This is a genomic window from Herbidospora sp. RD11066, from assembly GCF_054661255.1.
Genome location: NZ_BAAGDO010000001.1, coordinates 119314 through 141161, shown reverse-complemented (window position 1 = coordinate 141161; position 21848 = coordinate 119314). Strand labels below are relative to the sequence as shown.

Here is a 21848-nt window from a genome sequence, read left to right as displayed (position 1 = left end):
AGTCAGGCACACTGCGTCAGCATGATGTCCTTGTCGGCCGTGGTGACCGGAAGGTCGTACTTCAGCGCGACCTGGGCGAACCTGACGACGTAGGAGCAGCGGATCTGCCGCACCGGCGGTAACCACGACGCGGGGCCCGAGTCGCTCTTCGAGGAGTTGGTCGACCCGTCGACCGGGAGCAGGTTCAGCGGGTCGTTGGCCAGCCGCTTGCGCTCGGCGTCGCTCCAGCGCGAGGAGCCCATCTGCCAGCTGTACGACAGCGGGATCACATGGTCGATCTGGACCTCCGAGGCGTCCTCTTTCCGGAAGTCGATCGTCTTCCCCGTGTACGGGTCGTCCAGGGTCATCGCCACGACCACGCAGTCGGAGCCGCTCCGGAACTCGAGGTCCTCGCCGTCCCGTTGCAGCAGGTCGTTGCGGGTGTCGCAGCCGTTGCGCGCGAGGGGGACGTCGTCGGCGTTGTCGGCCCACGCGTAGCCGAACTCGTCGCGGTCGTAGCCGGTCTTCGGGCCGCGCCCCTTGGTCTCGACCTTGCCGATCAGCTCACGGGCGTCCTTGAGATCGGCCTTGGAGTCGATCACGGCCAGCCCGGGTTTGGTGCCCTCGGGGTTGTCGAGGGGGTTGGTCCCGGACGACGCCCCGCCCCCACCCGAGTCACCCGGAGGCGACGCCGCGTCGATCGCCCCACAGCCCGACACGAGTAATCCGGCCAGCACGAACCCGGCGCCCATCTTGCGCAGCACCGCTCACCCCCAGGTCATGGAATCTCCTGCCCAGGTATAGCAAATGCCCAAATTTCGGGCTTTAAGAGGTCATGTGATCAGGATTCCGCCGTCGACCGGGAGGACGGCGCCCGTCACGTACGACCCCGCGTCGGAGGCCAGGAAGATGGCCGCGCAGACCAGTTCCTCCGCCTCCCCCACCCGGCCGGCCGGAACGCGGATCTTGAGCATCGTCTCCAGATAGCTGGCCGGATACTGCTCGGTCATCTCCGAGGCGAAGAACCCCGGCTCCAGGCAGTTCACCCTGATCCCCTTGCGGCCCGTCCACTGCTGGGCGAGATCCCTGGTCAGCCCGGTGATCGCCGCCTTGGACGCCGAATAGGCCGCCTGCGGCAGCCCGCCGGTCGTCTCGCCCAGGATGCTCCCGATGTTCACGATCGACGACCCCGGCCGCATCACCCGGGCGCACGCCTGCGCCATGAAGTAGGCGCCGTTCAGGTTGACGTCGACGACGGCCCGGAAGTCGTCGGGGTTCTCCTTGAGCGCCGGCACCGCCGTCCCGACCCCGGCGTTGTTGATCAGGATGTCGACCGAGCCCAGCTCCTCGACGGCCGCGGCGGCCAGGCGGGCGCAGTCATCGGGTGAGGTCACGTCGGTGGGGACGGCAACGCAACGGCGGCCGGTCTCCTCGACCAGCCGCCGTGTCTCCTCCAGGCGTTCGGCCCGGCGTGCCCCGATGGCGACGTCGGCTCCGGCCTCGGCCAGCCCGCGCGCGAAAGCGACACCCAGGCCGGACGAGGCTCCGGTGACGACCGCGACTTTCCCGTCCAGACGAAAACGTTCGAGAATCACGGCCGCCACACTACCGAACCAAGTTCTAGAGGCCGTACTCCTTCACGATGTGCTCGTGGCGCTCGGCCTCGACGCCGACCTCGCGGGCCAGGTCGAGCCAGGCCAGCGGGTGGACCCACGTCTCGGTCACGTCGTCGAGGACGGCGTCGAGCTCGACCGCACTGGCGTCCGGCGGGATCGCGATCCAGCCGAACACGCCCGGCAGCTGCTCGCCGGTGCCGGGGTGGGTGACCTCGTAGCCCTTGTCGGAGTAGACCCACATCGGCCAGCCGCGCTCGGCCATCAGCTCGTCGAACTCGGCCCACTCCTCGTCGGTGGGGGCCGCGCCGTCGAAGAACCAGCTCGTGTAGCCGCCCGGACGGAGCATCGTGACCCCGGCGAACGGGATGACGAAGTTCTCCTTCTCCTCGTCGGACTCGGGGACCGGCTCCAGCGGGCGCGGGTCGATGACGACGATGTCGCCGGCGTTGTACTCCATGCCGCGCGGCTGCGGGATCGCCAGCCGGGCCGTAGCCGGGCCGGTGCGGACCGCGAGGACCTCACGCTGGCTGCCGTCGGGCGCGGGGAGGATGGTCCGGATGAGGTGCCACTCCTCCTCGATCGGACCCTCGGTCGACTGGATCGGCATGCCCAGCTTGGCGGCGCCCTTGCGGACGGTCACCCAGTCTTCGGCGGCCGTGGCCAGCACGATCACGCGCCAGATGTCCTCTTCCTCGCCCTGGACCTCACCGTCGATGATCGGACGGAGGATCTCGGCGGCCCGGACGTTGTCGCCGAGCTGCTGCACGGCGCCCGACCACAGGCGCAGCGCCTCGAGACCGGCGCCACCCTTGGCGGCCTTCTCGCCCTCGTCGGCGGTCTCCTCCCAGCGCTCACGCGCCCGGTGGAGGCGCGCCAGCGCCAGGTGGGAGCTGGGCGCCTTGAGGCGGCCCGCGAGGTCGTGGACGCGTTCGTCCTGCTCGGCCTCGATGAGGAGGCCGGTCAGGTAGGCGATGTCTTCGAGGTCGGCCTCGGCCGGGTCGCCCTCGACGGCGGCCATCTGCCAGTAGACGTCGGCGCCCGTGGGGGCGTAGCCGAGGAAGCCCAGCGTCGTGGTGTGGCGGCGGGTGGCCTCCAGGTCCTTGCCCGAAAGGGGCCAGAGCCAGCCGACCCAGCGCTCGGGGTCGGCGGTGCGGCCGTCGGCGGCGTCGAAGTAGGCGACCAGCTCGTCTTGCGGGCCGGGCGCGGGCGTCTCGACGGCGGCGTCGCACTCGGCGCGCAGCGCGGCGATCCGCTCGGCGACGCCCTCGGACGACTTCAGCTCACGGGAGGCCGCCTCGGCGAGGTCGGCGAGCAGCCGCGCCTGCCAGACGCCGTTGCGGCGCAGCGCCAGCCGGGCGCCGGTGAACGCCAGCTCGACGCGGGCCCGCGGGGAGCCCATGGTCTCGAAGTAGCTCATCCACTGACGGACGATCCGGCCGAGCTGCCACGAGTTCTGGATGGCGTCCTGCTCGGCGAGCTTGAAGACGACCTGCGCCCACTCGACCCAGTCGCGCGGGTGCTCACCGACGACGTCGAGGTCGGGCAGCGACTCGACGGCGTGCTGGGTCTGGCCGATCTCGACCAGGATGCGCGAGTGCAGGATGCCCTCGCGGCGGCCCTTGGAGACCGGGTCGTCGGGCTTGAAGCCGTTGGCTGCGTGGAGCGCGTTGAGCGCGTCCTGCGCGCGGCCGGTCGCCAGCAGCGCGCGGGCCGACATCGCGGCGAGCTCCCACGACGCCTCGCGCCCGGCGCCGCGCAGCCGCTCGACGGCCGCCTCGGCGTAGGCGACGGCCTCGGCGGGCTTGCCCGCGTCGAGCAGTGCCAGCACATATTGAGTGGTCAGCCCCGAGAAGGCGAGCGAGTCGGGACCCACCGTCTGCAGCGCGCGCCCGAGCGACCCGAGCCGCTCGTCGGCGTAACCGGGCCCGTCGGTGTTGGCCTGGGCGATCGCCAGCACCTCGACGGCGCAGGAGGCCGCCGGGCAGTCGGCCACGTCGCCGCGGGCGGCGAAACCGACCAGCTCACGGGCGTCGTCGATGGCCACCGAGCCGTTCGCGCGGTCACCGACCCGGCCGATCAGATGCCAATAACGGGCGAAGAGTTCAAGCCAGGGCTGCTCCATGGTCTCCGCCTGCTGCGCGATCGCCGGAGCCACGACGTCGAGCTGGCCGTAGCGGCCTTCGAGGGCCTGCGCCGGAACGTCGCCCAGCGCCATCGCCAGTCCGACATTTCCCGCTTCGTGCAGTTGCCGCTGGGTGCCGCCGACCCATGACCAGATGTCCACGTCCATGGGCAGCCAGTCTGCCAGGTCACCAGGGCTGCCCCAAACGTCCGCACGGCTGCGCGCACTATTTCACACTGGCTTCCGCCTCCCGGAGCAGCTCACCCAGCTCCTCGGCCTCCCCGCCGGTGAGCACGGAGTATGCGGGCGCGACCAGCACGTCGGTCAGCTCCTCGGCGCGGGCGCGCTTCTCCACGTCCTCCTCGGCCGGTACGGGATAGGGCTCGGGCCACGACAGAAACCTGGCGACCTCGGCAGTGCTGGCGGCGGTGCGCGGCGCCCCCGACTCCTCGCTGCCGACGAGGGTGGCCATGAGGGGGTCGATCAGCCCGGCGGCCACGGCGATGGAGTGCATGGCCCCACGGTGCTCCCTGGCGACCTGGAGCGCGTGGGCCGCGCGGGCCGGCGCGTCTTCGGGGAGCGGCAGCGCCCGCCATCCGGCGAACAGCGGCGCGGCCAGCGGCGACGCCGCCGACGTGGCCTTGGTGAGCAGGTCGGCCAGCCGCCCGGCGCCGTCGAAGGCCAGGTTGCGGCGGCCCCAGTTCGCGCACGCCTGGGCGTACAGGAAAGCGGCCTTCTCCGCCGGAAGCGACCGGCCGGATTCCCACTGCGCGCGCACGAAGCCGGGCTCGAAGAAGAGCGCGACGGCGACGACGACCTCAGCGTCGACCTCACCGAGGACACCACAGCGGCCGCGGAAGTACATCTCCCACCGCCCCAGCCCGGTCTCCTCACAGAGCGCCCTGACCTCCCGGGAGATCATGAACCTGCCGCCGAGCGAGCCGATCGCCTTCTTGTACATGTCGGCCAGAATGGAATACAGAACAATATTCTGCAACCTAGCGATCGAGTGGGGATTTATCCCGGAACACCGCGCGATACTCCTGCGGCGAGGTCCCCAGCCGGCGATGGAAGGCGGCCCGCACGGAGGCCGGATTCCCGAGCCCGGTGAGCCCGCCGATGCGCTCGATCGGCTCGTCGGTCGTCTCCAGCAGCTCCCGCGCCCGGTCGAGACGCGCGTCGATCAGCCACGACATGGGCGAGGTGCCGGTCTCCTCCCGGAACCTCCGAACGAAGGTGCGCCGCGACATGTGAGCCCGCTCGGCGAGCCCGTCGACGGTGACCGCCTCGGCGAGGTTGCCCCGCAACCACACCCGCAGCCCTTCGAGCTCCCCACCCCCCGGTTCCGCCCGCAGCCGCTCGACATATTGTGCCTGGTCACCGCCCCGCCGAGGCGGCGCGACCAGCGCCCGCGCCCGCGCGTTCGCGGCGGCCGCGCCGTGGTCGGCGCGGATGAGGTGCAGGCACAGGTCGATGCCGGCCGTGACCCCCGCCGAGGTCAGGATGTCGCCGTCGTCGATGAAAAGCCGATCCTTCTGTACGTCGACCGCCGGATACCTCCGCCGAAGTTCGGCCGAGACCTGCCAGTGGGTGGTGACCGGCCGCCCGTCGAGCAACCCGGCGGCGGCGAGCGCGAACGCCCCGGAACAGATGGAGACGATCCGGGCACCCCGGGCATGCGCGGCCCGCAGTGCGGCGAGCACCTCGCCCGGGATCCTCATGTCGAGGTCCTCGTAGCCAGGCACGATCACCGTGCCGGCACTCTCACAGACCTCCAGCGTGGACGTCCCGGTGACCGCGAACACCGACCCCGCGACCGTCTGACGCCGGTGAGGGGAGACGACGGTCAGATCGTAGTGGGGGTCGGAGCTGAAGATCTGGGCCGCGATGCCGAGCTCCAGCGGGAGGACGCCGGGCAGCGCCAGGACCACGACGCGATGCATGGCCCGATCCTAGCGACGGTTGACCTCCGGGCCACTGTTCGCCCAGTACGGCTCACTTCTACGGTCGGCACATGAACCTCTCGCTGCCGGTCGGCGCCCTGGCCGACGCGGCCCTCACCCTCCTGCGCACGTTGGAGAACCGGCCCATCGAAGACCACAGCCTGCGCAGCTTCCACTTCGCCCGGCTGATCGCCGCCCATGAGGGGTGCCTGACCGACGCGGCCTACGACGAGGACCTCCTCTTCGCCGCGACCCTGCTCCACGACCTCGGCCTCGGCAGCTTGGCTCCCGGAAAGACCAGATTCGAGATCGAAGGCGCCGACCTGGCGGCCGCCCTGCTGTCCGACCACGGAGTCGCCGAAGCGGACATAGCCCGAGTGTGGGAGGCCATCGCCCTCCACACCTCAATGGGCCTGGCCGAACGCATGGGCCTGCTGACCTATCTGACCCACAAGGCGGTCTTCACCGACGCCGGCCGCGCGACCGGCCTCCCACCCGAGCTGCTGGCCCCCGTCCGCGCCGCCTACCCGAAGCCGCCCGACGACACCTCGATCCCGGACGCCATCGTCACCCACGCCCGACGATCCCCATCGGCGGCTCCGCCCTACTCCATCGCCGCCGAACTCCTCAGGCAGCGCCTTTAAGAGAGGTTCAGCCGTGGTAGTCGCCGCTGGCGACCAGTTCGGCCGGGCCCGCCAGGTAGCTGGTCTCGGCGTCGAGGGTGATCGTCAGGGTGCCGCCGAGGACGCGGACGGACCAGACGCCCTCCTGCTCCCCCGCCATGTGCGCCGCCGCGACCGCCGTGGCGACCGCGCCGGTGCCGCAGGAGCGGGTTTCGCCGGAGCCGCGTTCGTAGACGCGCATCGACACCGAGTGGTCGCCGATCGGGTTGATCAACTCGATGTTGACCCCCTCGGGAAAGGCGTGGCGGTCGAAGGAGGGCTGGGCGGACAGGTCGAGCTCGGTCACCGGGTCGGTGATGACGCAGGCCAGGTGGGGGTTGCCGACGTTGACCCGCAGGCCGCGGTATTCGCGCCCGTTCAGGACCGTGCGGCTCTCGCCGGAGACGACCGGCCTGCCCATGTCGACCTGCACGTCACCGGTCGCGCCGAGGCGCACCTTGCGGACGCCCGCACGGGTGGCCACCCCGAACTCGCCGGGTTCGGCCAGACCGGCGTCGACCAGGTAGCGGGCGAACACGCGGGTGCCGTTGCCGCACATCTCGGCGAGGCTGCCGTCGGCGTTGCGGTAGTCCATGAACCACTCGGCGTCGGCCGCCTGGGACTCCACCTCGGGGACCAGCTTGGTCGGCACCACGTGGAGCACGCCGTCGCCGCCGATTCCGGCCCGGCGGTCGCAGATCTGGGCGACAAGTGGGGCGGGAAGGTCGAGACGCCCCTCCGGGTCGGGAAGCAGGACGAAGTCATTTTCGGTCCCATGACCCTTCACGAAGCGCATGACACAACTCTAATCGCTTGAGCAGGCAGGTCCGGGGCGTCGTAGGGCAGCCAGACCACCCGCGGATCGCGGCGGAACCACGACTCCTGGCGCCGGGCGAAGCGCCGCGTCGCCCTGATCGTCTCGTCGACGGCCTGTTCCTCGCTCCACTCGCCGTCGAGGTATTTGATCACCTGCGCGTATCCGAGCGCCCGCGCCGCGGTCGTGCCGAGACCGGCCTCGTGCAGTTTCCGTGTCTCTTCCACGAAACCGGCCGCCCACATGCGGTGAACCCGGACCTCGATGCGCTCGTCGAGCACCGGCCGGGGAATCTGCAGTCCGATCTGTACGGAGGGATACACCGACTCATACGACGGCATGGTGGCCGAGAAGGGCCGTCCGGACAGCTCGATGACCTCCAGCGCCCGCACCACCCGGCGGCCGTTGCTGGGCAGGATCGCGGCGGCGGCCACCGGATCTTCGACCCGCAGCCGGGCGTAGAGGGGCGCGACGCCCTTCTCGGCCAGTTCCTCTTCCAGGCGAGCCCGGATCGCGGAGTCGGTGCCGGGGAACTCGAGATCGTCGAGGATCGCCCGGACGTACAGCCCCGAACCTCCCACGATCACCGGGGTGACCTCTCTGACCAGCAGTCCGTCGATCACAGAGCGGGCGACCCGCTGGTATTCGGCGACGCTGGCCGTCTGATCGACGTCCCAGATGTCGAACAAATGGTGGGTCACACCTTTTCGTTCGGGGATGGTCAATTTGGCCGTACCGATATCCATTCCTCGGTAAAGCTGCATCGAGTCGGCGTTCACCGCCTCGCCGCCGAGGCGGATCGCCAATTCCACGGCGAGATCGGACTTTCCGGCCGCCGTGGGCCCCACGACGGCGATGACTGGTAGCTGCCCCACGCCCTCCAGTGTCACAGGCTCCCGGGTAACAATGAGACGAGTGGCGCCCGTCAGCGTCACGATCGGGGGATACGACATGTCCATGTTCGACAAGGCCAAGGACAAGCTCGGCGAGCACTCCGACAAGGTGGAGGACGCCGCCAAGAAGGGCGTCGACAAGGCCTCGGAAGCCGCCCGGCACAAGACCGGCGGCAAATACGACGACAAGATCGACAAGGTCGCCGACAAGGCCAAGGAAGCGGCCGACAAGATCGACGACCAGCGGTAGGGGGAACTCTGATGTCGTTCTTCGACAAGGTCAGGGACATGTTCGGCGGACATCACACCCATTCCGCCACCACGTCACCTCGGCCCCAGCGCATGCCCGGAACCGAGCAGGACGGCTTCCGTGACAAGGTGGAGGATTCCGTGAAGAGCGGCATCGACACCGCGGCACGCAAGGCCGACGAAATGACCAAGGGCAAGTACCGCGACCAGATCAACCGAACCGCGGGCTCCGCCAGAAACGCCGCCGACAAGATCGACGGCAAACCGGACTAGGCTCCTCCACTCCGCCCGCCCTCAAAAGCGAGGGGCGGGCGGCCCCTCGGGGGGTGTACGACACGCGCCACAAGCCACGTGAAAGGGTCGACGCACCTCCCTCAGAAGAGCGTCGGCGGAAGATGCCCTTCCATGGTCAGCAGCCACCTCTTCGACTCGACGCCAGTACCCCCGGAGAACCCGCCGAGCCCGCCACCGGCCACGACCCGGTGACACGGCACGATGATCGGGATCGGGTTGCTCCCCATGATCGACCCGATGGCCCGCGCCGGAATCCCGGTCTCGTTGGCCAGATCGCCATAAGTCACCGCCTGCCCATAGGGCACGCTCTCGAACAGCAACCCCAGCACCCGCCGCTGCGTCTTGGACATCAGCCGCCAGTCGATGGGCATCGTGAACTCCTTCAGCTCACCGGCGAAATAGGCGGCGAGCTGACTCCCGACGTCATCACGAACAGCGGCCTCGGAGCGGCCCAGTCGATCACCGGACGACTCGCCTCGGTCATGCGCGTCTGACGCGCCACCGGCATCACCAAGAGCCTCATCGCCGGAGTCGGGCGCCAGATCGTCCAGAAAAGGTCGCATCCGCTCTCGGACGCGCTCACGGAACTCCGGAGTGTCCTCGAACGAGGTGGCCACCACCCCTTCCGGGGTCACCGCGGCCACGACGAGACCGACGTCGGTCTGCACGGACACGAAACTCAGCCCCACAACGGCCTCCTCACAGGTCGTCCCACAGATCCCGGAATGACGGTGCACGGAGGACTTCCCCCCGCCACGACCCCAGATGAAAGGCCTCCCATTCCCCCTCGTCGTTCTGGACGAGAGGGTTCAGCAGGATCTCGCCGTCGTAGTCGCCGATCTGGAGCATCGCCGGCATGTAGTCGGGTGGGATGTCGTCTTCGGACCGCGCGGGATCGTAGGAGAGAAGCGGGTCACCGGGAGGGGGGATCTCGTAGCCGGACGCGCCGACGACGCGCTCCGGGCTCACCTCGCGCACCCAGCCCACCTCGGCCGCCGGCCACAGCATCTCGTCGATCCCGTCGCTCACCAGCAGCAACGACCGATAGCTCGGCGGCAGCGCGACCCCCAGGCGCGCCTCCAGGGCCGTCACATCGGCGGTTCCCCGGGTGTGTCCTTCGAGTATCAGCGCCCAGTCATGCCTCACCCCACGGACCCTAGCCCGGACCACCGACAGAACCGGACCTCCTACCATGTTGCGATGTCCAACCGTGAGCTGATCGTTCTCGGCACGTCGAGTGCGGTGCCGACGCGGTCGCGCAACCACAACGGCTACTTCCTGCGCTGGGACGACCAGGGCGTCCTCTTCGACCCCGGCGAAGGCACCCAGCGGCAGATGCGGCTGGCCGGGGTCAGCGCCCACGACCTCACGTGGATCTGCGTCACCCACTTCCACGGCGACCACAGTCTCGGCCTCCCGGGGATCATCCAGCGGATCTCCCGCGACGGCGTGCCCCACGAGGTCGGCGCCGTCTATCCCGCCAGCGGCGAGGACTACTGGCTGCGCCTGCGCCACGCCACCGCCTTCGCCGACACCGCGACGATCACCCCCCACCCGGCCAAGGGCGACGTCATGACCCTGCCGCTCCCCGGGCTCACCCTGACCGCCCGCCCGCTGTCCCACCCGGTCGACGCCTACGGCTACCGTCTCGACGAGCCGTCGGGCCGCCGGATGATCCCGTCGGAACTGTCCCGGTACGGCATCAGCGGCGCCAAGGTGGGCGAGATCCAGCGTGAGGGCCGCCTCGGCGAGGTCACCCTCGACCAGGTCAGCGAACCCCGTCTGGGCCAGAGCATGGCGTTCGTCATGGACACGCGGATGTGCGACAACGTCCACGCCCTGGCCGAGGGCGTCGACCTGCTGGTCATCGAGTCGACGTTCCTGTCGTCGGAGGCGACCATCGCCCATGAGTACGGCCACCTCACCGCCGCCCAGGCCGGTCAGGTCGCGGCGGCGGCGGGCGTGCGGAAACTCGTGCTGACCCACTTCTCCGAGCGTTACGTCCACGACGACGAGCGCCGCTTCGGCGAGGAGGCCGCAAAGGCCTATTCGGGCGACATCGTGGTGGCCAGAGACCTGATGCGCGTCCCGGTCCCGAAACGGGCCGCGGCGACGTAGTAGGCCACCCCGTAGGGGGCGTCCGAGTAGAGCAGGTCGAGAGGCCGGTCGGGCAGCGTCTGGAAGGCCGCCCGCCCAGCCGCCCACTGTTCTTCGGCCTCGGCCGGATCGAGCGTGGCGGCCCGCCCTTCGACGAGGGCGGAGACCACCCGATCCGAATAGGCCACGGCGCCCGGATGCAGGTAGCCCGGCGACTTCTCGGTCAGCCGGGCCGACCCGTCGCCCATCACGAGCAGCGCCACGCGCCCGGCCAGCTCCCCCACCCGTGACCCGAGGTCGCGGCAGGCATCGGGAGTGGCGTCGTACCGAACGGATTCGAGATGGAGCGGCACCTCGGAGGAGGACAGCAACCACCGCCCGATCGTCAGCGACAGCGGCAGCACCGGCACCCCGCTCCCGACCGTCACGTCGCCACCCCACGGCCGCAACGTCCCAGCGGCGGAAGGGGGGTAGGCGCGTCCATTCTCGGCGCCCCCTACGACCGCGATCAGGTCGGGCGAAGCAGAGTGGAGCACCTCGACGGCCGCGAAACAGGCGGCCCTGAGGGGATCGAGCTCAGCCGACGCGGCCCCCGCGAGAGAGGGAACGATCAGCGGTGGATTCGGGCACACGGCAGCGGCGACGAGCACGCCCCAGCGTATCCACCGCTGATCAGTCCATCGGCCCCGATCACTTCCCAGACTCAACACTCAATGCGACACCGACCCGGCTCGGGCCGCTTTCCACCTCACCGGCCGATGAGCTCGCCGAACTTCATCGCGCCCGCAACATCGGTCTGAGTCGAACACGCCGGAGTCGGTCTGGCTGCCGAATCGGCTTAATAGCCGCCGATCGGCTCGCCCGGCTCGACCGCGCCCGCGTCCCCTGTCCGGTCGATCGCGTCCGGGTCGGTCTGGGCGGCTTTTGTCGGCTTGGCCGTAGGTTTCTTGGTCGGCTTCGGGGCGGGCTTGTTCTGGCCGCTCGTGCTGCCGCTGCCCTGTTCCTCCGGTGTCCCCGGGGAGTCGCCCGAGGCCACGGGCGCGTCGTCCTGGACGTCATCCTGGACGGCGGGCGCTTCGCCCCCTTCGGCCGGGAAGTCCGGTGGGGATTCCGCTTCTGGGGCGCCCGCTTCTTCGGTGTCCGCGGCTGCGGGTGGGGGCGCGGAGGTCGCGGCGGGGGCGGGGCCCGAGGTGGGGGTGGAGGAGTTGCCGTTCAGGGCGAGGCCGATGCCGGCTCCGCCGACGACCGCTACCAGGGCGCCGGCGACGATCGCGATCGTTTTGGTGTTGCCGCCAGATCGTGCGCGGCCTGGCGGGGGTGCCTTTCGCGCGGATCGGTTCATGAGGGTGGCTCCATGCTGCTCGGGTTGAGGGTCCCAGCAGCCTAGCCACAATCCCGAAATCTATGCCTATAAATGCTGATTTAGGTACAAATCAGCGGTAGCCGAAGTCCTGGGTCCACCACGGCCCCTCGGCGCCCTGCTTCAGCCCGACGCCGATCGCCACGAGATCACAGTTGAGGATGTTGGCCCGGTGACCCGGACTGTCGAGCCACGCCTGCACCACCTCGCGCGGCGTCGTCTGGCCGCGCGCGATGTTCTCGGCCGCCGGGTAGTCGTAGCCGGCGGCCTCGATGCGGTCCCACGGGGAACGGCCGTCGAGGGAGTCGTGGCTGAAGTAGTCGCGAGCGGCCATGTCGGCCGAATGGAGCCGGGCCGCCTTGCGGAGGCGTTCGTCGATCCGCAGTGCCCTGCACCCCTCGGCCCGCCGGGCCACGTTGGTCAGCCGGACCACCTCGTCTTCGGCGACCTTCATCGCACTCGACGGGGCGGTGGCGGCGACAGGGGCGGTTCCGGCGCGTTCCTTGTTGGTCTTGCGGGCGGGTTTGTTGGTCTTCACCCGGACCGTCGGCTTCTGCTTCGGCGGGGCGGGGCTCGGCTCCGCGCTCGGGACCGTGTAGGAGTCGACCGGCACGGGAGGCTCACTGGCCATGTCGAACGCCCCGGTCTGCCCGCTCCCGCAGGCCGTCAGGAGCGCGGGCACCAGAAGAAGCCAGCCACGCTGCCGGAACGAGGGCATCCGGGACCTTCCTGTGTCACTCCGCGAACGGTGGACACACTATTCCCAGTAACGAATTCGCCGCACGCGAATCACGAAAGAATCACGACAACTCGGAACCAAGGCGTCCAGAAAAAGCAGAAAAGCCATTTTCCGTTACGGCTCCGCCCACCCCGACCCCGACCGCCGCCCCCGCCGAGCACCGCATCCGAGCGCCGACCGCCCGCTCCCGGTCCTCGGCCAACGACTCATGCCTGACCATCCAAAAACCGGCCCGGCGACCACAACGGCCTACGAGACCTCGCACCCCGAGACGACCGGCAGCGGAGCCGGGCGCCCGATGGTCGGCATGCCCAGGCTGACCCCCTTGGGCGCGGCGGGCCGACCCTGACGGGCCTCCCACGCGTCACCGGAGCGGGTGCGCCGGACCCCGACGACCTTGTCGGCCACCAGGTGGTGCGGCGCCGCATAGGTCACCTCGGCCGTCACCACGTCACCCGGCCGGGCGTCGGCCCAGGCCACGTGAACCAGGCGGTTGTCGGGAGCCCGCCCCGACAGTCGCCGCGTCGCGTCGTCCTTCCGCCCCTCGCCCTCAGCGATCAGCACCTCGAGGACCCGCCCGGTCTGCGCCCGGTTCTCGGCCCAGGCGATCTCCTCCTGGACGGCGATGAGACGGTCGTACCGCTCCCTGACGACCTCTTTGGAGATCTGGTCGGGCATCGTGGCGGCGGGGGTGCCGGGGCGGATCGAATACTGGAACGTGAAGGCGTTGGCGAACCGCGACTCGCGCACGACGTCGAGCGTGGCCTGGAAGTCCTCCTCGGTCTCGCCGGGGAAGCCGACGATGATGTCGGTCGAGATCGCGGCGTCGGGCATCGCGGCCCTGACCCGGGAGATGATCCCCAGGTACTTCTCCGCCCGGTAGGAGCGCCGCATCGCCTTCAGGACCCGGTCGGAGCCCGACTGGAGCGGCATGTGGAGCTGGTGCATCACGTTGGGGGTCTCGGCCATCGCGGCGATCACGTCGTCGGTGAAGGCGGCCGGGTGGGGCGAGGTGAAGCGCACCCGCTCCAGCCCGTCGATGTCGCCGCAGGCCCGCAGCAGCTTGCCGAACGCCAGGCGGTCGCCGAACTCGACGCCGTAGGTGTTCACGTTCTGCCCGAGGAGGGTCACCTCCATGACGCCCTGGTCGACCAGGGCCTGGATCTCGCCCAGGATGTCGCCGGGACGGCGGTCCTTCTCCTTGCCCCGGAGAGCGGGGACGATGCAGAAGGTGCAGGTGTTGTTGCAGCCCACCGAGATGGCGACCCAGGCGGCGTAGGCCGACTCGCGCTTGGTCGGCAGCGTCGACGGGAAGACCGACAGCGACTCCTCCAGCTCGACCTGCGACTCCTGCTCGATGCGGGCGCGTTCGAGGAGGACGGGCAGGGAGCCGATGTTGTGGGTGCCGAAGACCACGTCGACCCACGGCGCGCGGCGGACGATCTCGCCCTGGTCCTTCTGGGCGAGGCAGCCGCCGACGGCGATCTGCATGCCGTCTTCCGCGGCCTTGCGCAGGTGGCCGAGGTTGCCATAGAGGCGGTTGTCGGCGTTCTCGCGCACGGCGCAGGTGTTGAACACCATAACGTCGGGGGTCGCGCCCTCGGGCGCGCGCACGTAGCCGGCGTTCTCGAGCAGGCCCGACAGGCGCTCGGAGTCGTGGACGTTCATCTGGCACCCGTAGGTCCGTACTTCGTACGTGCGGGTGCTCTCCTCTGTCGCAGTCATCTCAATCCACAAGCCTAGGCGCTCCGGCGGACCCGCCAAGCCCGGGACAATGTCCCGGTTAAACGGGCATATCGCTCTATATCCTGACGTGCAATGACAGTGAGATGGGCCGTCTGCGTGGCCGGGCTCGCGGCGGTGGCCGTGGCTCTCGTTCTCGGGCTGGTCAACGGCCTGGGGGTGGTCACGCTCAGCCATCTGCTGTTCGTGGCGGCGTGCGTCGTGATCGGCACCGTGATCGGGGTCCACCGGCCGGACAACGCCGTCGGGATCCTGCTGCTGATCACCGGGCTCGCGTTCACGGCCCTCGACTTCTTCGGGCAGGTCGCCCTCTGGCGGCCCGAACTGTCCCTGCTGGCCTGGCCGCAGAACTTCCTGTGGGTGCCGGCGAACCTGGCGATGGCCGCGATCCCGATCTGCTTCCCCGACCGCAGGCTGCCCCGGCCGAAGATCCTGGTCGCCGTCGTGGCGCTGGCCGCGCTCCCGTGCGCGTTCGCGCCGGGCACCAACCAGCAGCTCGGGTACGGCGCCCCGATGCGCAACCCCCTCGGGATCGAGGCCCTGGCCGGCACGGCGAAATTCATGGAGGTCGCGATCACCGTGGTGGCCGGGCTGCTGTTCCTGGCCGGCGCCGCCGACCTCGCCCGCCGGGCCCGCCGGATCGAGCGGGCCCAGGTCCAGTGGCTCGTGTACGCCGTCTCGATCGCCGGAATCGTGATCGTGCTCCGGCTGGTCGCGGGCCTGACCGACGATCTTCCCGACGACCTGTGGCCGATCGACAGCGGCCTCTGGGAGCTCGCCGGGACGGCCGCGATCACCCTCGTGATGGCCGCCATCGGCATCGCGATCGTCCGGCACGGCCTGTTCGACATCGAGCTGGTCATCAACCGCACGCTCGTCTACGCCGTCCTCACCGCGTTCGTGACCGGCGGATACGTCGCGATCGTGGGCTACCTGGGCGCCGTCTTCGAGAGCCGGGGCCTGCCCCTCTCGGTGGCCGCCGCCGCCGTGGTCGCGGTCGTGTTCGCGCCGCTGCGCTCGGCGGTCCAGCGGGCCGTCAACGTGCTCATGTACGGCCGCCGCGACGACCCCTACGCCGCCATCGCCCACCTGGGGCGCAGCCTGGAGGTCCGGCCCGACGCCCGGGCCGCGGCCGAGTCGGTGGCCGAGGCGCTCAAGCTCCCCCACGCCGCCGTGGAACCCCTCGGAACGGCCGGAGATCCCGGGCTGGTGCGCCTGCCGCTCACGTACAGAAATGAGCTTGTGGGGCATCTCGCCCTCGCGCCGCGGCCGGGGCAGCGGGGGTTCGGCACCAGGGACCTGCGGCTGCTGGAGGATCTGGCCCGGCAGATGGGCTCTGTCGTGCACGCCGAGCGGCTGGCCGCCGATCTGCGGGCCTCGCGGGAGCGCCTCGTGGTGGCCCGCGAGGAGGAGCGGCGGCGCCTGCGGCGCGACCTGCACGACGGTCTCGGGCCGACGCTGGCCGCGCTGACCATGCGGGCCGAGGCGGTGCAGGACCTGGTCTCCGACCCGGCGGCGCAGGAGCTGCTGGAGGAGATGATCGGGGCCGCCCAGGCGGCCACCACCGACGTGCGGGCCCTCATCGACGGGCTGCGGCCCCCCGCGCTCGACACCCTCGGGCTCCTCGGGGCGCTGCGGGCCCATGTGGCGGGGCTGCCCGGAGAGCCTCGAGTAGGTCTCGATCTGCCTGTCGAGCTGCCCGAACTGTCGGCGGCCACCGAGGTGGCGGCATACCATATCGCTGTTGAGGCGATCAATAACGCCCGTCGCCACTCCGGCGCCGGCACCGTCACCCTCCGGCTCGTCCCCTGGAAGAACCTGCTGGTCGAAGTCGTCGACGACGGCCTCGGGGCCGGAGGACCACCGGGCGTCGGCCTGACCTCCATGCGCGAACGGGCCACCGAACTGGGCGGCTCCTTTGTGATCACCACTGCACACGGCACCACCGTGCGCGCCCAGTTGCCTATAGGAGCCTGAATGGAACAGATCCGCGTCCTGCTGGTCGACGACCACCCCGCCTTCCGGGCGGGCCTGCTGGCCCTGCTCAAGCCGGTCATCGGCATCCAGGTCGTCGACCAGGCGTCGACGGGCGAGCAGGCGCTGGCCCTCGTCCCCCAGGTGCAGCCCGACGTCGTCCTGATGGACCTCGCGATGCCCGGAATGGGCGGGGTGGGCACGACCGAACGCCTGGTCAGGGACCACCCGCACATCCGGGTGCTGGTGCTGAGCATGGCCGACGACGACGACTCGGTCTTCGCCGCCCTGCGGGCCGGTGCCCGGGGTTACGTCCTGAAGGGGGCCAGGAAGGCCGAGCTGGTGCGGGCGATCCTGGCCGTCCACGGGGGCGAGGCGCTCTTCGGGCCGGCCATCGCGTCCCGGCTGTCGGGCTACTTCACCGGGCTGGCCAAGCGCGAGCAGGGGTTCCCCGAGCTGACCGTCCGCGAGCGGGAGATCCTCTCGCTGATGGCCGCCCACATGACCAACCCCCACATCGCCGAGCGGCTGGCGCTGAGCGGCAAGACGGTCCGCAACCACGTGTCGAACATCTTCGCCAAGCTTCACGTCGCCGACCGCGCGCAGGCGATCACGCGGGCACGGGAGTCGGGGTTCTGACCGGAGTCCGCAGCACGGTCCTCGCCACCCAGGCGAGGGCGGCCAGCTCCAGCAGCGACCCGATCGACTGCATCGCGGGCGAGGAGCTCAGCACCACGAACGGCCACACGATGCCGGCGACCACCCCGACCGGCACCCACCACGGCGCGACCTTCTTCACCGCCATGCCCACGACCAGGATCAGCACCCCGACGTGGGAGAGGAAGGCCGGGAAGAGCATGCCGAACAGGAAGCCCGGCAGCTCGCCCGCCGCCGCGGTGACCTTCTCGGCCGTCTCGGCGGGCACGTTCTGGGCCAGCGCCAGGTCGTAGAAGTCGGTCATGAACAGGGTGCAGGCCACGGCCGCGCCGAACAGCCCCAGGGTGAGGCCGACGTTGGCGAGCGTCCCGGCCCTCGGGTAGAGGGGCGCGGCCAGGCCGAACAGCGCCGGGATCATGGCGAGGGACGCGTACAGGAAGAGAAGGCCGCTGATCTGCACCTGGCCCGGCATGGAGGCGAACAGGACCGGGTCGTGCTCCTCGCTGGGCGGTGAGGTGAGGAAGGCGGCGAACAGCAGGACGGGCCAGGCGACGAGCGCCCCGGCGGCGACGGTGCGCCGGTATTTATCGGTCATGCCTTCAGCCAACCGACAACGTGCCCCAAAACTCATGAGTCATGCTCGGGAAAAATGTCCCGACCTGCCGGGATGCACAGGACAGTCGTGATGTGATCGGTATAACTCCGCTGCTGACTTGGAGATATCGGCCCCTTTACTTTGAAGCCCATGACGGAAGCCAAGGGATCGACTTCTCTTGTCAGGCTCGAGGGCGTCAACAAGCACTTCGGCGCCTTGCACGTGCTGAAGGACATCGATCTCGACATCTCACGCGGCGAGGTCGTGGTCGCCATCGGCCCTTCGGGCGCCGGTAAGTCGACGCTCTGCCGGGTGATCAACCGGCTGGAGACCATCGACTCGGGCACCATCACCTTCGACGGGAAGAGCCTGGCCGTGGAGGGCCGCGCGCTGGCGCAGCTGCGCTCCGAAGTGGGCATGGTGTTCCAGTCGTTCAACCTGTTCGCCCACAAGACGATCCTCGAGAACGTCACCCTCGGCCCGATCAAGGTGCGCAAGATCGCCCGCGACCAGGCCGAGAAGCGCGGCATGGAGCTCCTGGAGCGGGTCGGCATCGCCTCGCAGGCGGAGAAGTACCCCGCCCAGCTCTCCGGCGGCCAGCAGCAGCGTGTGGCCATCGCCCGCGCCCTGGCCATGGACCCGAAGATGATCCTCTTCGACGAGCCCACCTCGGCCCTCGACCCCGAAATGGTCCAGGAGGTGCTCGACGTCATGATCTCGCTCGCCAGAGACGGCATGACCATGCTCGTCGTCACCCACGAGATGGGGTTCGCCCGCCGGGCCGCCAACCGGGTGGTCTTCATGGCCGACGGCGCCGTCGTCGAGCAGAACACCCCCGACGAGTTCTTCACGAATCCGGGCACCGACCGTGCCCGCGATTTTCTCAGCAAGATCCTCACACACTGAAGGTGGCTGTCATGCGTGTCCGTCGTATTGGTGCTCTCCTGCTGACCGCCGCAACGCTTGCGGCGACCTTGACCGCGTGTGGTGGCGACGACAAGTTCGTCATCGGCGTGAAGTTCGACCAGCCCGGCCTCGGATTGAAGCAGACCGACGGTTCGGTGAAGGGTTTCGACGTCGACATCGCGTCGTACATCGCCAAGGAACTCGGCTACACGCCTGAGCAGATCGAATGGAAGGAGACCGTGTCGGCCAACCGCGAGCCCTTCATCCAGCAGGGCCAGGTCGACATGGTGGTGGCGACCTACTCGATCACCGACGCCCGCAAGGAGATCATCTCCTTCGCCGGCCCCTACCTGATCACCGGCCAGGACATCCTGACCCGCGCCGACGACACCACGATCACCGGCCAGGACAGCCTCCAGACCAAGAAGGTCTGCGGCGCCCAGGGCTCCAGCTCCCCCGCCCGCCTGGTCGAGAAGTTCGGCGAAGAGTGGAAGGGCCAGTTCCTGACCGAGCAGCAGGGCTACGGCGCCTGCCTGCCGCTGCTGGAGCAGGGCCAGGTCGACGCCATCTCCACCGACGCCACCATCCTCGCGGGCTTCGCCGCGCAGAGCCCCGGCAAGTTCCGCCTCGTGGGCCAGCCCTTCTCCGAGGAGAAGTACGGCGTCGGCCTGAAGAAGGACGACAAGGAGACCCGCGACAAGGTGAACGCGGCCATCGAGAAGATGTTCGGCGACGGCTCGTGGAAGAAGGCCGTGGACGCCAACTTCGGCGAGTTCGCCACCGCCTTCGCCACCCCGCCGGCGCTGGAGAAGTACTGATCTGACCGGCTCGCGGCCCTCCCTTCGGGGAGGGCCGTTTCTTCTGAAAGGTGTGGGCCTTGGGTGCCCTCGTCGAAGAGTTCCCGGTCATCCTGGGCGCGTTCTGGCTGACCATCCGGCTCACGCTGGCCAGTGCGGTGGTCGCGCTCGTGCTGGGCACCGTCCTGGCCGCCATGCGGGTCAGCCCGTTCGGCGTGCTGCGCGGGGTGGCCACCACCTACGTCAACGTGCTGCGCAACACCCCGCTGACGCTGGTCATCGTGTTCTGCGGGCTCGGGCTCGGGCTGGTGCTCGACGTGTCGTTCTCCGAGTCGCTGTCGACCAACTACCTGTGGCTGTCGATCATCGGGCTGTCGGCGTACACCGCCGCGTTCGTCTGTGAGGCGATCAGGTCGGGCATCAACACCGTCCCGGTCGGGCAGGCCGAGGCGGCGCGGGCCCTGGGGCTGACGTTCACGCAGAACCTGCGGTTCGTCGTGCTGCCGCAGGCGTTCCGGGCGATCATCGCGCCGCTGGGCAGCCTGCTGATCGCGCTGACCAAGAACACCACGGTCGCCGCCGCCATCGGCGTGGCCGAGGCGTCGCTGACCATGAAGTCGCTGTTCGAGCGGCACCAGGACTCGGTGGTGGCGATCTTCTTCGGGTTCGCGCTGGCCTTCCTCGTGCTCACCCTCCCCACCGGCCTGTTGTTCGGCTGGCTGTCCCGACGGCTGAAGGTGGTCCGATGAGCTCCGTCCTGTACGACACTCCCGGCCCGCGCGGGATCCTGCGCAACCGGATCCTGACGTTCGTGTTCGCCGCCGGGCTGATCGTGGCGGCGTGGTTCGTCTTCCTGAAGTTCGACGAGAAGGGCCAGTTCGACGCCGCCCTGTGGGAGCCGTTCCTGCAGGCCGACGTGTGGGTGAACCTGATCATCCCGGGGCTGCTGAACACGCTGTCGGCCGCCGCCGTGGCGACGCTGATCGCGGTGCCGTTCGGGTTCGTGTTCGGCATCGCGCGGCTGTCGGAGCACCGGTGGATCAGGGTGCCGGCCGGGGCGGTCGTGGAGTTCTTCCGCGCCATCCCGCTGCTCATCATGATCTTCTTCGCACAGTACGGCGGCTCGGCCGTGCTCGGGCTCACGGTGACCTCGTTCACTGCCGTGGTGTTCGGGCTGGTGCTCTACAACGGGTCGGTGCTGGCGGAGATCGTCCGGGCCGGAATCCAGTCGCTGCCGCGCGGCCAGACCGAGGCCGCGCTGGCCGTGGGGCTGCGCAAGGGCCAGGTGATGCGGCTCATCCTGCTGCCGCAGGCGGTCACCGCGATGATGCCGGCCATCGTCAGCCAGCTCATCGTGCTGCTCAAGGACACCGCGCTCGGGTTCATCGTCGCGTTCGAAGACCTGCTCAACGCGGGTGCCCGCATCCTCCCGGCGAACTTCCGCAACCTGATCCCGGCGGTCATCGTCGTCGCGATCATTTACATCATCATCAACGTCGCGGTCGGGCTGGTCGCCAACTGGCTGGAACGCCGCTCCCGCCGCAGCAGGAAGACCACGATCAAGCCCATCGAGGCACCTCAGTCGGTCGGCGTGGGGTAAGCCTTTACGTGTCGTATCGGCGCGACGGGCGATCAAGATCTGATCCTGATCGGGTGTGGCGCGTCCTGGCTGCGGGTATCGCGGCCCTCTCGATCGCGGCCGGGCTCTCTGGTTGTTCGGGCGCCGGCCTCCTGATCGGCGTCCGCGCGGGCCAGCCGGGTCTGGCCGAACGGCAGCCCAGCGGCGGCTGGTCGGGCTTCGACATCGCCGTGGCCCATTACGTGGCCCGGCAGCTCGGCTACCGGAACGACCAGATCCGGTACACCACCGACCTGGCCGAAGCCGACCTGGTCATGGGCCCCGCGCGGGAGCCGTACGTCGGTCCCTACCTCGTCGCGGCCAAGGACATCCTGGTCCGGGTCCGCGACCGCGACCGGACCCTGAAAGACCTGGCCGGAGGCATGGTCTGCGGCACGAGGGCCGACACCCTCGGGCTGAGCGGCCGGTTCGGCGCCGCCTGGCGGGCCGAGCACCTGGCGGAGGCCAACGTGCCCGCCGCGTGCGGGCCGCTGCTGGCCGACCGCCGCACCGACGCGATCATCGCCGACGCTCCCGTGCTCGCCGGTCTGTCGGCGCAGTATCCGGGCCGCTTCCGGCTGGTCGGACGCCCTCTCGCCCAGGAACGGTACGGAATCGGCCTGTCCGAACGCACCGAGTCGTGGCGCGGCGAGATCGAGGACGCGCTACGCCAGATGTTCGACGACGGCTCGTGGCACCGCGCCGTGATCGACTACCTCGGCGAGCTCGCCACCCAGTACGAGATGCCGCCCGCCCTGGAAAAGCGGTAACCGCACGACATCACCAGCCG

The 21848-nt window shown here is 69.7% G+C and carries 25 protein-coding genes; 11 read left to right on the top strand and 14 right to left on the bottom strand.

Annotation, left to right across the window (positions count from 1 at the left end):
* Window positions 1–2: 2 nt before the first annotated feature.
* From ACYQ78_RS00605 to ACYQ78_RS00585, 5 genes are all read right to left on the bottom strand, one after another.
* Window positions 3–743, bottom strand: coding sequence for an HNH endonuclease family protein (locus tag ACYQ78_RS00605; protein WP_459798635.1), 741 nt, complete (start codon window positions 741–743; stop codon window positions 3–5).
* Window positions 744–812: 69 nt separating this feature from the next.
* A complete protein-coding gene (locus ACYQ78_RS00600) occupies window positions 813–1574 on the bottom strand; it encodes an SDR family NAD(P)-dependent oxidoreductase (protein WP_459798634.1) in 762 nt (253 codons plus the stop codon).
* A 25-nt stretch (window positions 1575–1599) separates the two neighbouring features.
* Window positions 1600–3885: a tetratricopeptide repeat protein gene (locus ACYQ78_RS00595; protein WP_459798633.1), complete on the bottom strand. Its 2286-nt coding sequence runs from the start codon at window positions 3883–3885 to the stop codon at window positions 1600–1602.
* Window positions 3886–3943: 58 nt separating this feature from the next.
* Window positions 3944–4678 (bottom strand): SCO6745 family protein, encoded by a 735-nt coding sequence (locus tag ACYQ78_RS00590; protein ID WP_459798632.1) that lies wholly within the window; start codon window positions 4676–4678, stop codon window positions 3944–3946.
* 37 nt (window positions 4679–4715) lie between these two features.
* A complete protein-coding gene (locus tag ACYQ78_RS00585) occupies window positions 4716–5660 on the bottom strand; it encodes a GlxA family transcriptional regulator (protein ID WP_459798631.1) in 945 nt (314 codons plus the stop codon).
* A 71-nt stretch (window positions 5661–5731) separates the two neighbouring features.
* Between ACYQ78_RS00585 and ACYQ78_RS00580 the strand changes: the two genes are divergently transcribed.
* Window positions 5732–6304, top strand: a complete 573-nt coding sequence (locus ACYQ78_RS00580; protein ID WP_459798630.1) for an HD domain-containing protein — start codon at window positions 5732–5734, stop codon at window positions 6302–6304.
* Between the two features lie 7 nt (window positions 6305–6311).
* Here the strand turns inward: ACYQ78_RS00580 and dapF are convergent, their stop codons facing one another.
* Both dapF and miaA read right to left on the bottom strand, forming a co-directional pair.
* On the bottom strand, window positions 6312–7118 hold the full coding sequence (gene dapF, locus ACYQ78_RS00575; protein ID WP_459798629.1) for a diaminopimelate epimerase: 807 nt from the start codon (window positions 7116–7118) through the stop codon (window positions 6312–6314).
* On the bottom strand, window positions 7106–8011 hold the full coding sequence (gene miaA, locus ACYQ78_RS00570; protein WP_459798628.1) for a tRNA (adenosine(37)-N6)-dimethylallyltransferase MiaA: 906 nt from the start codon (window positions 8009–8011) through the stop codon (window positions 7106–7108). The genes dapF and miaA overlap by 13 nt, the downstream gene beginning before the upstream one ends.
* Before the next feature lie 40 nt (window positions 8012–8051).
* Here miaA and ACYQ78_RS00565 point away from each other — a divergent pair, with 40 nt between their 5' ends.
* Window positions 8052–8279, top strand: coding sequence for an antitoxin (locus tag ACYQ78_RS00565; RefSeq protein WP_459798627.1), 228 nt, complete (start codon window positions 8052–8054; stop codon window positions 8277–8279).
* 11 nt (window positions 8280–8290) lie between these two features.
* Window positions 8291–8551, top strand: coding sequence for an antitoxin (locus ACYQ78_RS00560; protein WP_459798626.1), 261 nt, complete (start codon window positions 8291–8293; stop codon window positions 8549–8551).
* A gap of 101 nt (window positions 8552–8652) precedes the next feature.
* Here ACYQ78_RS00560 and ACYQ78_RS00555 read toward each other — a convergent pair whose 3' ends face one another.
* Together ACYQ78_RS00555 and ACYQ78_RS00550 are read right to left on the bottom strand one after the other, a co-directional pair.
* Window positions 8653–9261: a methylated-DNA--[protein]-cysteine S-methyltransferase gene (locus tag ACYQ78_RS00555; RefSeq protein ID WP_459798625.1), complete on the bottom strand. Its 609-nt coding sequence runs from the start codon at window positions 9259–9261 to the stop codon at window positions 8653–8655.
* 10 nt (window positions 9262–9271) lie between these two features.
* Window positions 9272–9718, bottom strand: coding sequence for an SMI1/KNR4 family protein (locus tag ACYQ78_RS00550; protein WP_459798624.1), 447 nt, complete (start codon window positions 9716–9718; stop codon window positions 9272–9274).
* Window positions 9719–9772: 54 nt separating this feature from the next.
* Here ACYQ78_RS00550 and ACYQ78_RS00545 point away from each other — a divergent pair, with 54 nt between their 5' ends.
* Complete coding sequence (locus ACYQ78_RS00545) at window positions 9773–10690, top strand: ribonuclease Z (RefSeq protein ID WP_459798623.1); 918 nt, start codon at window positions 9773–9775, stop codon at window positions 10688–10690.
* On the opposite strand, the gene ACYQ78_RS00540 is transcribed toward ACYQ78_RS00545, so the two are convergent.
* The 4 genes from ACYQ78_RS00540 to miaB form a co-directional block, all read right to left on the bottom strand.
* On the bottom strand, window positions 10618–11319 hold the full coding sequence (locus ACYQ78_RS00540) for a class III extradiol ring-cleavage dioxygenase family protein (RefSeq protein WP_459798622.1): 702 nt from the start codon (window positions 11317–11319) through the stop codon (window positions 10618–10620). The two genes, ACYQ78_RS00545 and ACYQ78_RS00540, sit on opposite strands and share 73 nt — an antisense overlap.
* A 188-nt stretch (window positions 11320–11507) precedes the next feature.
* A complete protein-coding gene (locus ACYQ78_RS00535; RefSeq protein ID WP_459798621.1) occupies window positions 11508–12011 on the bottom strand; it encodes a hypothetical protein in 504 nt (167 codons plus the stop codon).
* Between the two features lie 91 nt (window positions 12012–12102).
* Window positions 12103–12747, bottom strand: a complete 645-nt coding sequence (locus ACYQ78_RS00530; protein WP_459798620.1) for a CAP domain-containing protein — start codon at window positions 12745–12747, stop codon at window positions 12103–12105.
* 270 nt (window positions 12748–13017) lie between these two features.
* Window positions 13018–14493 carry a tRNA (N6-isopentenyl adenosine(37)-C2)-methylthiotransferase MiaB gene (gene miaB, locus ACYQ78_RS00525; protein ID WP_459798619.1) on the bottom strand — a complete coding sequence of 492 codons (1476 nt, stop codon included), beginning with the start codon at window positions 14491–14493 and terminating at the stop codon, window positions 13018–13020.
* A gap of 93 nt (window positions 14494–14586) precedes the next feature.
* On the opposite strand from miaB, the gene ACYQ78_RS00520 reads away from it, so the two are divergent.
* Both ACYQ78_RS00520 and ACYQ78_RS00515 read left to right on the top strand, forming a co-directional pair.
* Complete coding sequence (locus ACYQ78_RS00520) at window positions 14587–16488, top strand: GAF domain-containing sensor histidine kinase (protein ID WP_459798618.1); 1902 nt, start codon at window positions 14587–14589, stop codon at window positions 16486–16488.
* On the top strand, window positions 16489–17124 hold the full coding sequence (locus ACYQ78_RS00515) for a response regulator transcription factor (RefSeq protein WP_459798617.1): 636 nt from the start codon (window positions 16489–16491) through the stop codon (window positions 17122–17124).
* On the opposite strand, the gene ACYQ78_RS00510 is transcribed toward ACYQ78_RS00515, so the two are convergent.
* Complete coding sequence (locus tag ACYQ78_RS00510) at window positions 17096–17737, bottom strand: hypothetical protein (RefSeq protein WP_459798616.1); 642 nt, start codon at window positions 17735–17737, stop codon at window positions 17096–17098. The genes ACYQ78_RS00515 and ACYQ78_RS00510 overlap by 29 nt on opposite strands.
* A gap of 150 nt (window positions 17738–17887) precedes the next feature.
* On the opposite strand from ACYQ78_RS00510, the gene ACYQ78_RS00505 reads away from it, so the two are divergent.
* Genes ACYQ78_RS00505 through ACYQ78_RS00485 form a run of 5 tightly spaced genes read left to right on the top strand, consistent with a single transcriptional unit; the run spans window position 17888 to window position 21828 of the window.
* Window positions 17888–18643: an amino acid ABC transporter ATP-binding protein gene (locus ACYQ78_RS00505; RefSeq protein ID WP_459798615.1), complete on the top strand. Its 756-nt coding sequence runs from the start codon at window positions 17888–17890 to the stop codon at window positions 18641–18643.
* Between the two features lie 11 nt (window positions 18644–18654).
* Window positions 18655–19461, top strand: coding sequence for a glutamate ABC transporter substrate-binding protein (locus ACYQ78_RS00500; protein ID WP_459798614.1), 807 nt, complete (start codon window positions 18655–18657; stop codon window positions 19459–19461).
* Window positions 19462–19520: 59 nt separating this feature from the next.
* Window positions 19521–20189: an amino acid ABC transporter permease gene (locus ACYQ78_RS00495; protein ID WP_459798613.1), complete on the top strand. Its 669-nt coding sequence runs from the start codon at window positions 19521–19523 to the stop codon at window positions 20187–20189.
* Window positions 20186–21040, top strand: a complete 855-nt coding sequence (locus ACYQ78_RS00490) for an amino acid ABC transporter permease (protein WP_459798612.1) — start codon at window positions 20186–20188, stop codon at window positions 21038–21040. The genes ACYQ78_RS00495 and ACYQ78_RS00490 overlap by 4 nt, the downstream gene beginning before the upstream one ends.
* A 53-nt stretch (window positions 21041–21093) precedes the next feature.
* Window positions 21094–21828: a type 2 periplasmic-binding domain-containing protein gene (locus ACYQ78_RS00485; protein WP_459798611.1), complete on the top strand. Its 735-nt coding sequence runs from the start codon at window positions 21094–21096 to the stop codon at window positions 21826–21828.
* The last annotated feature ends 20 nt before the right edge of the window (window positions 21829–21848 follow it).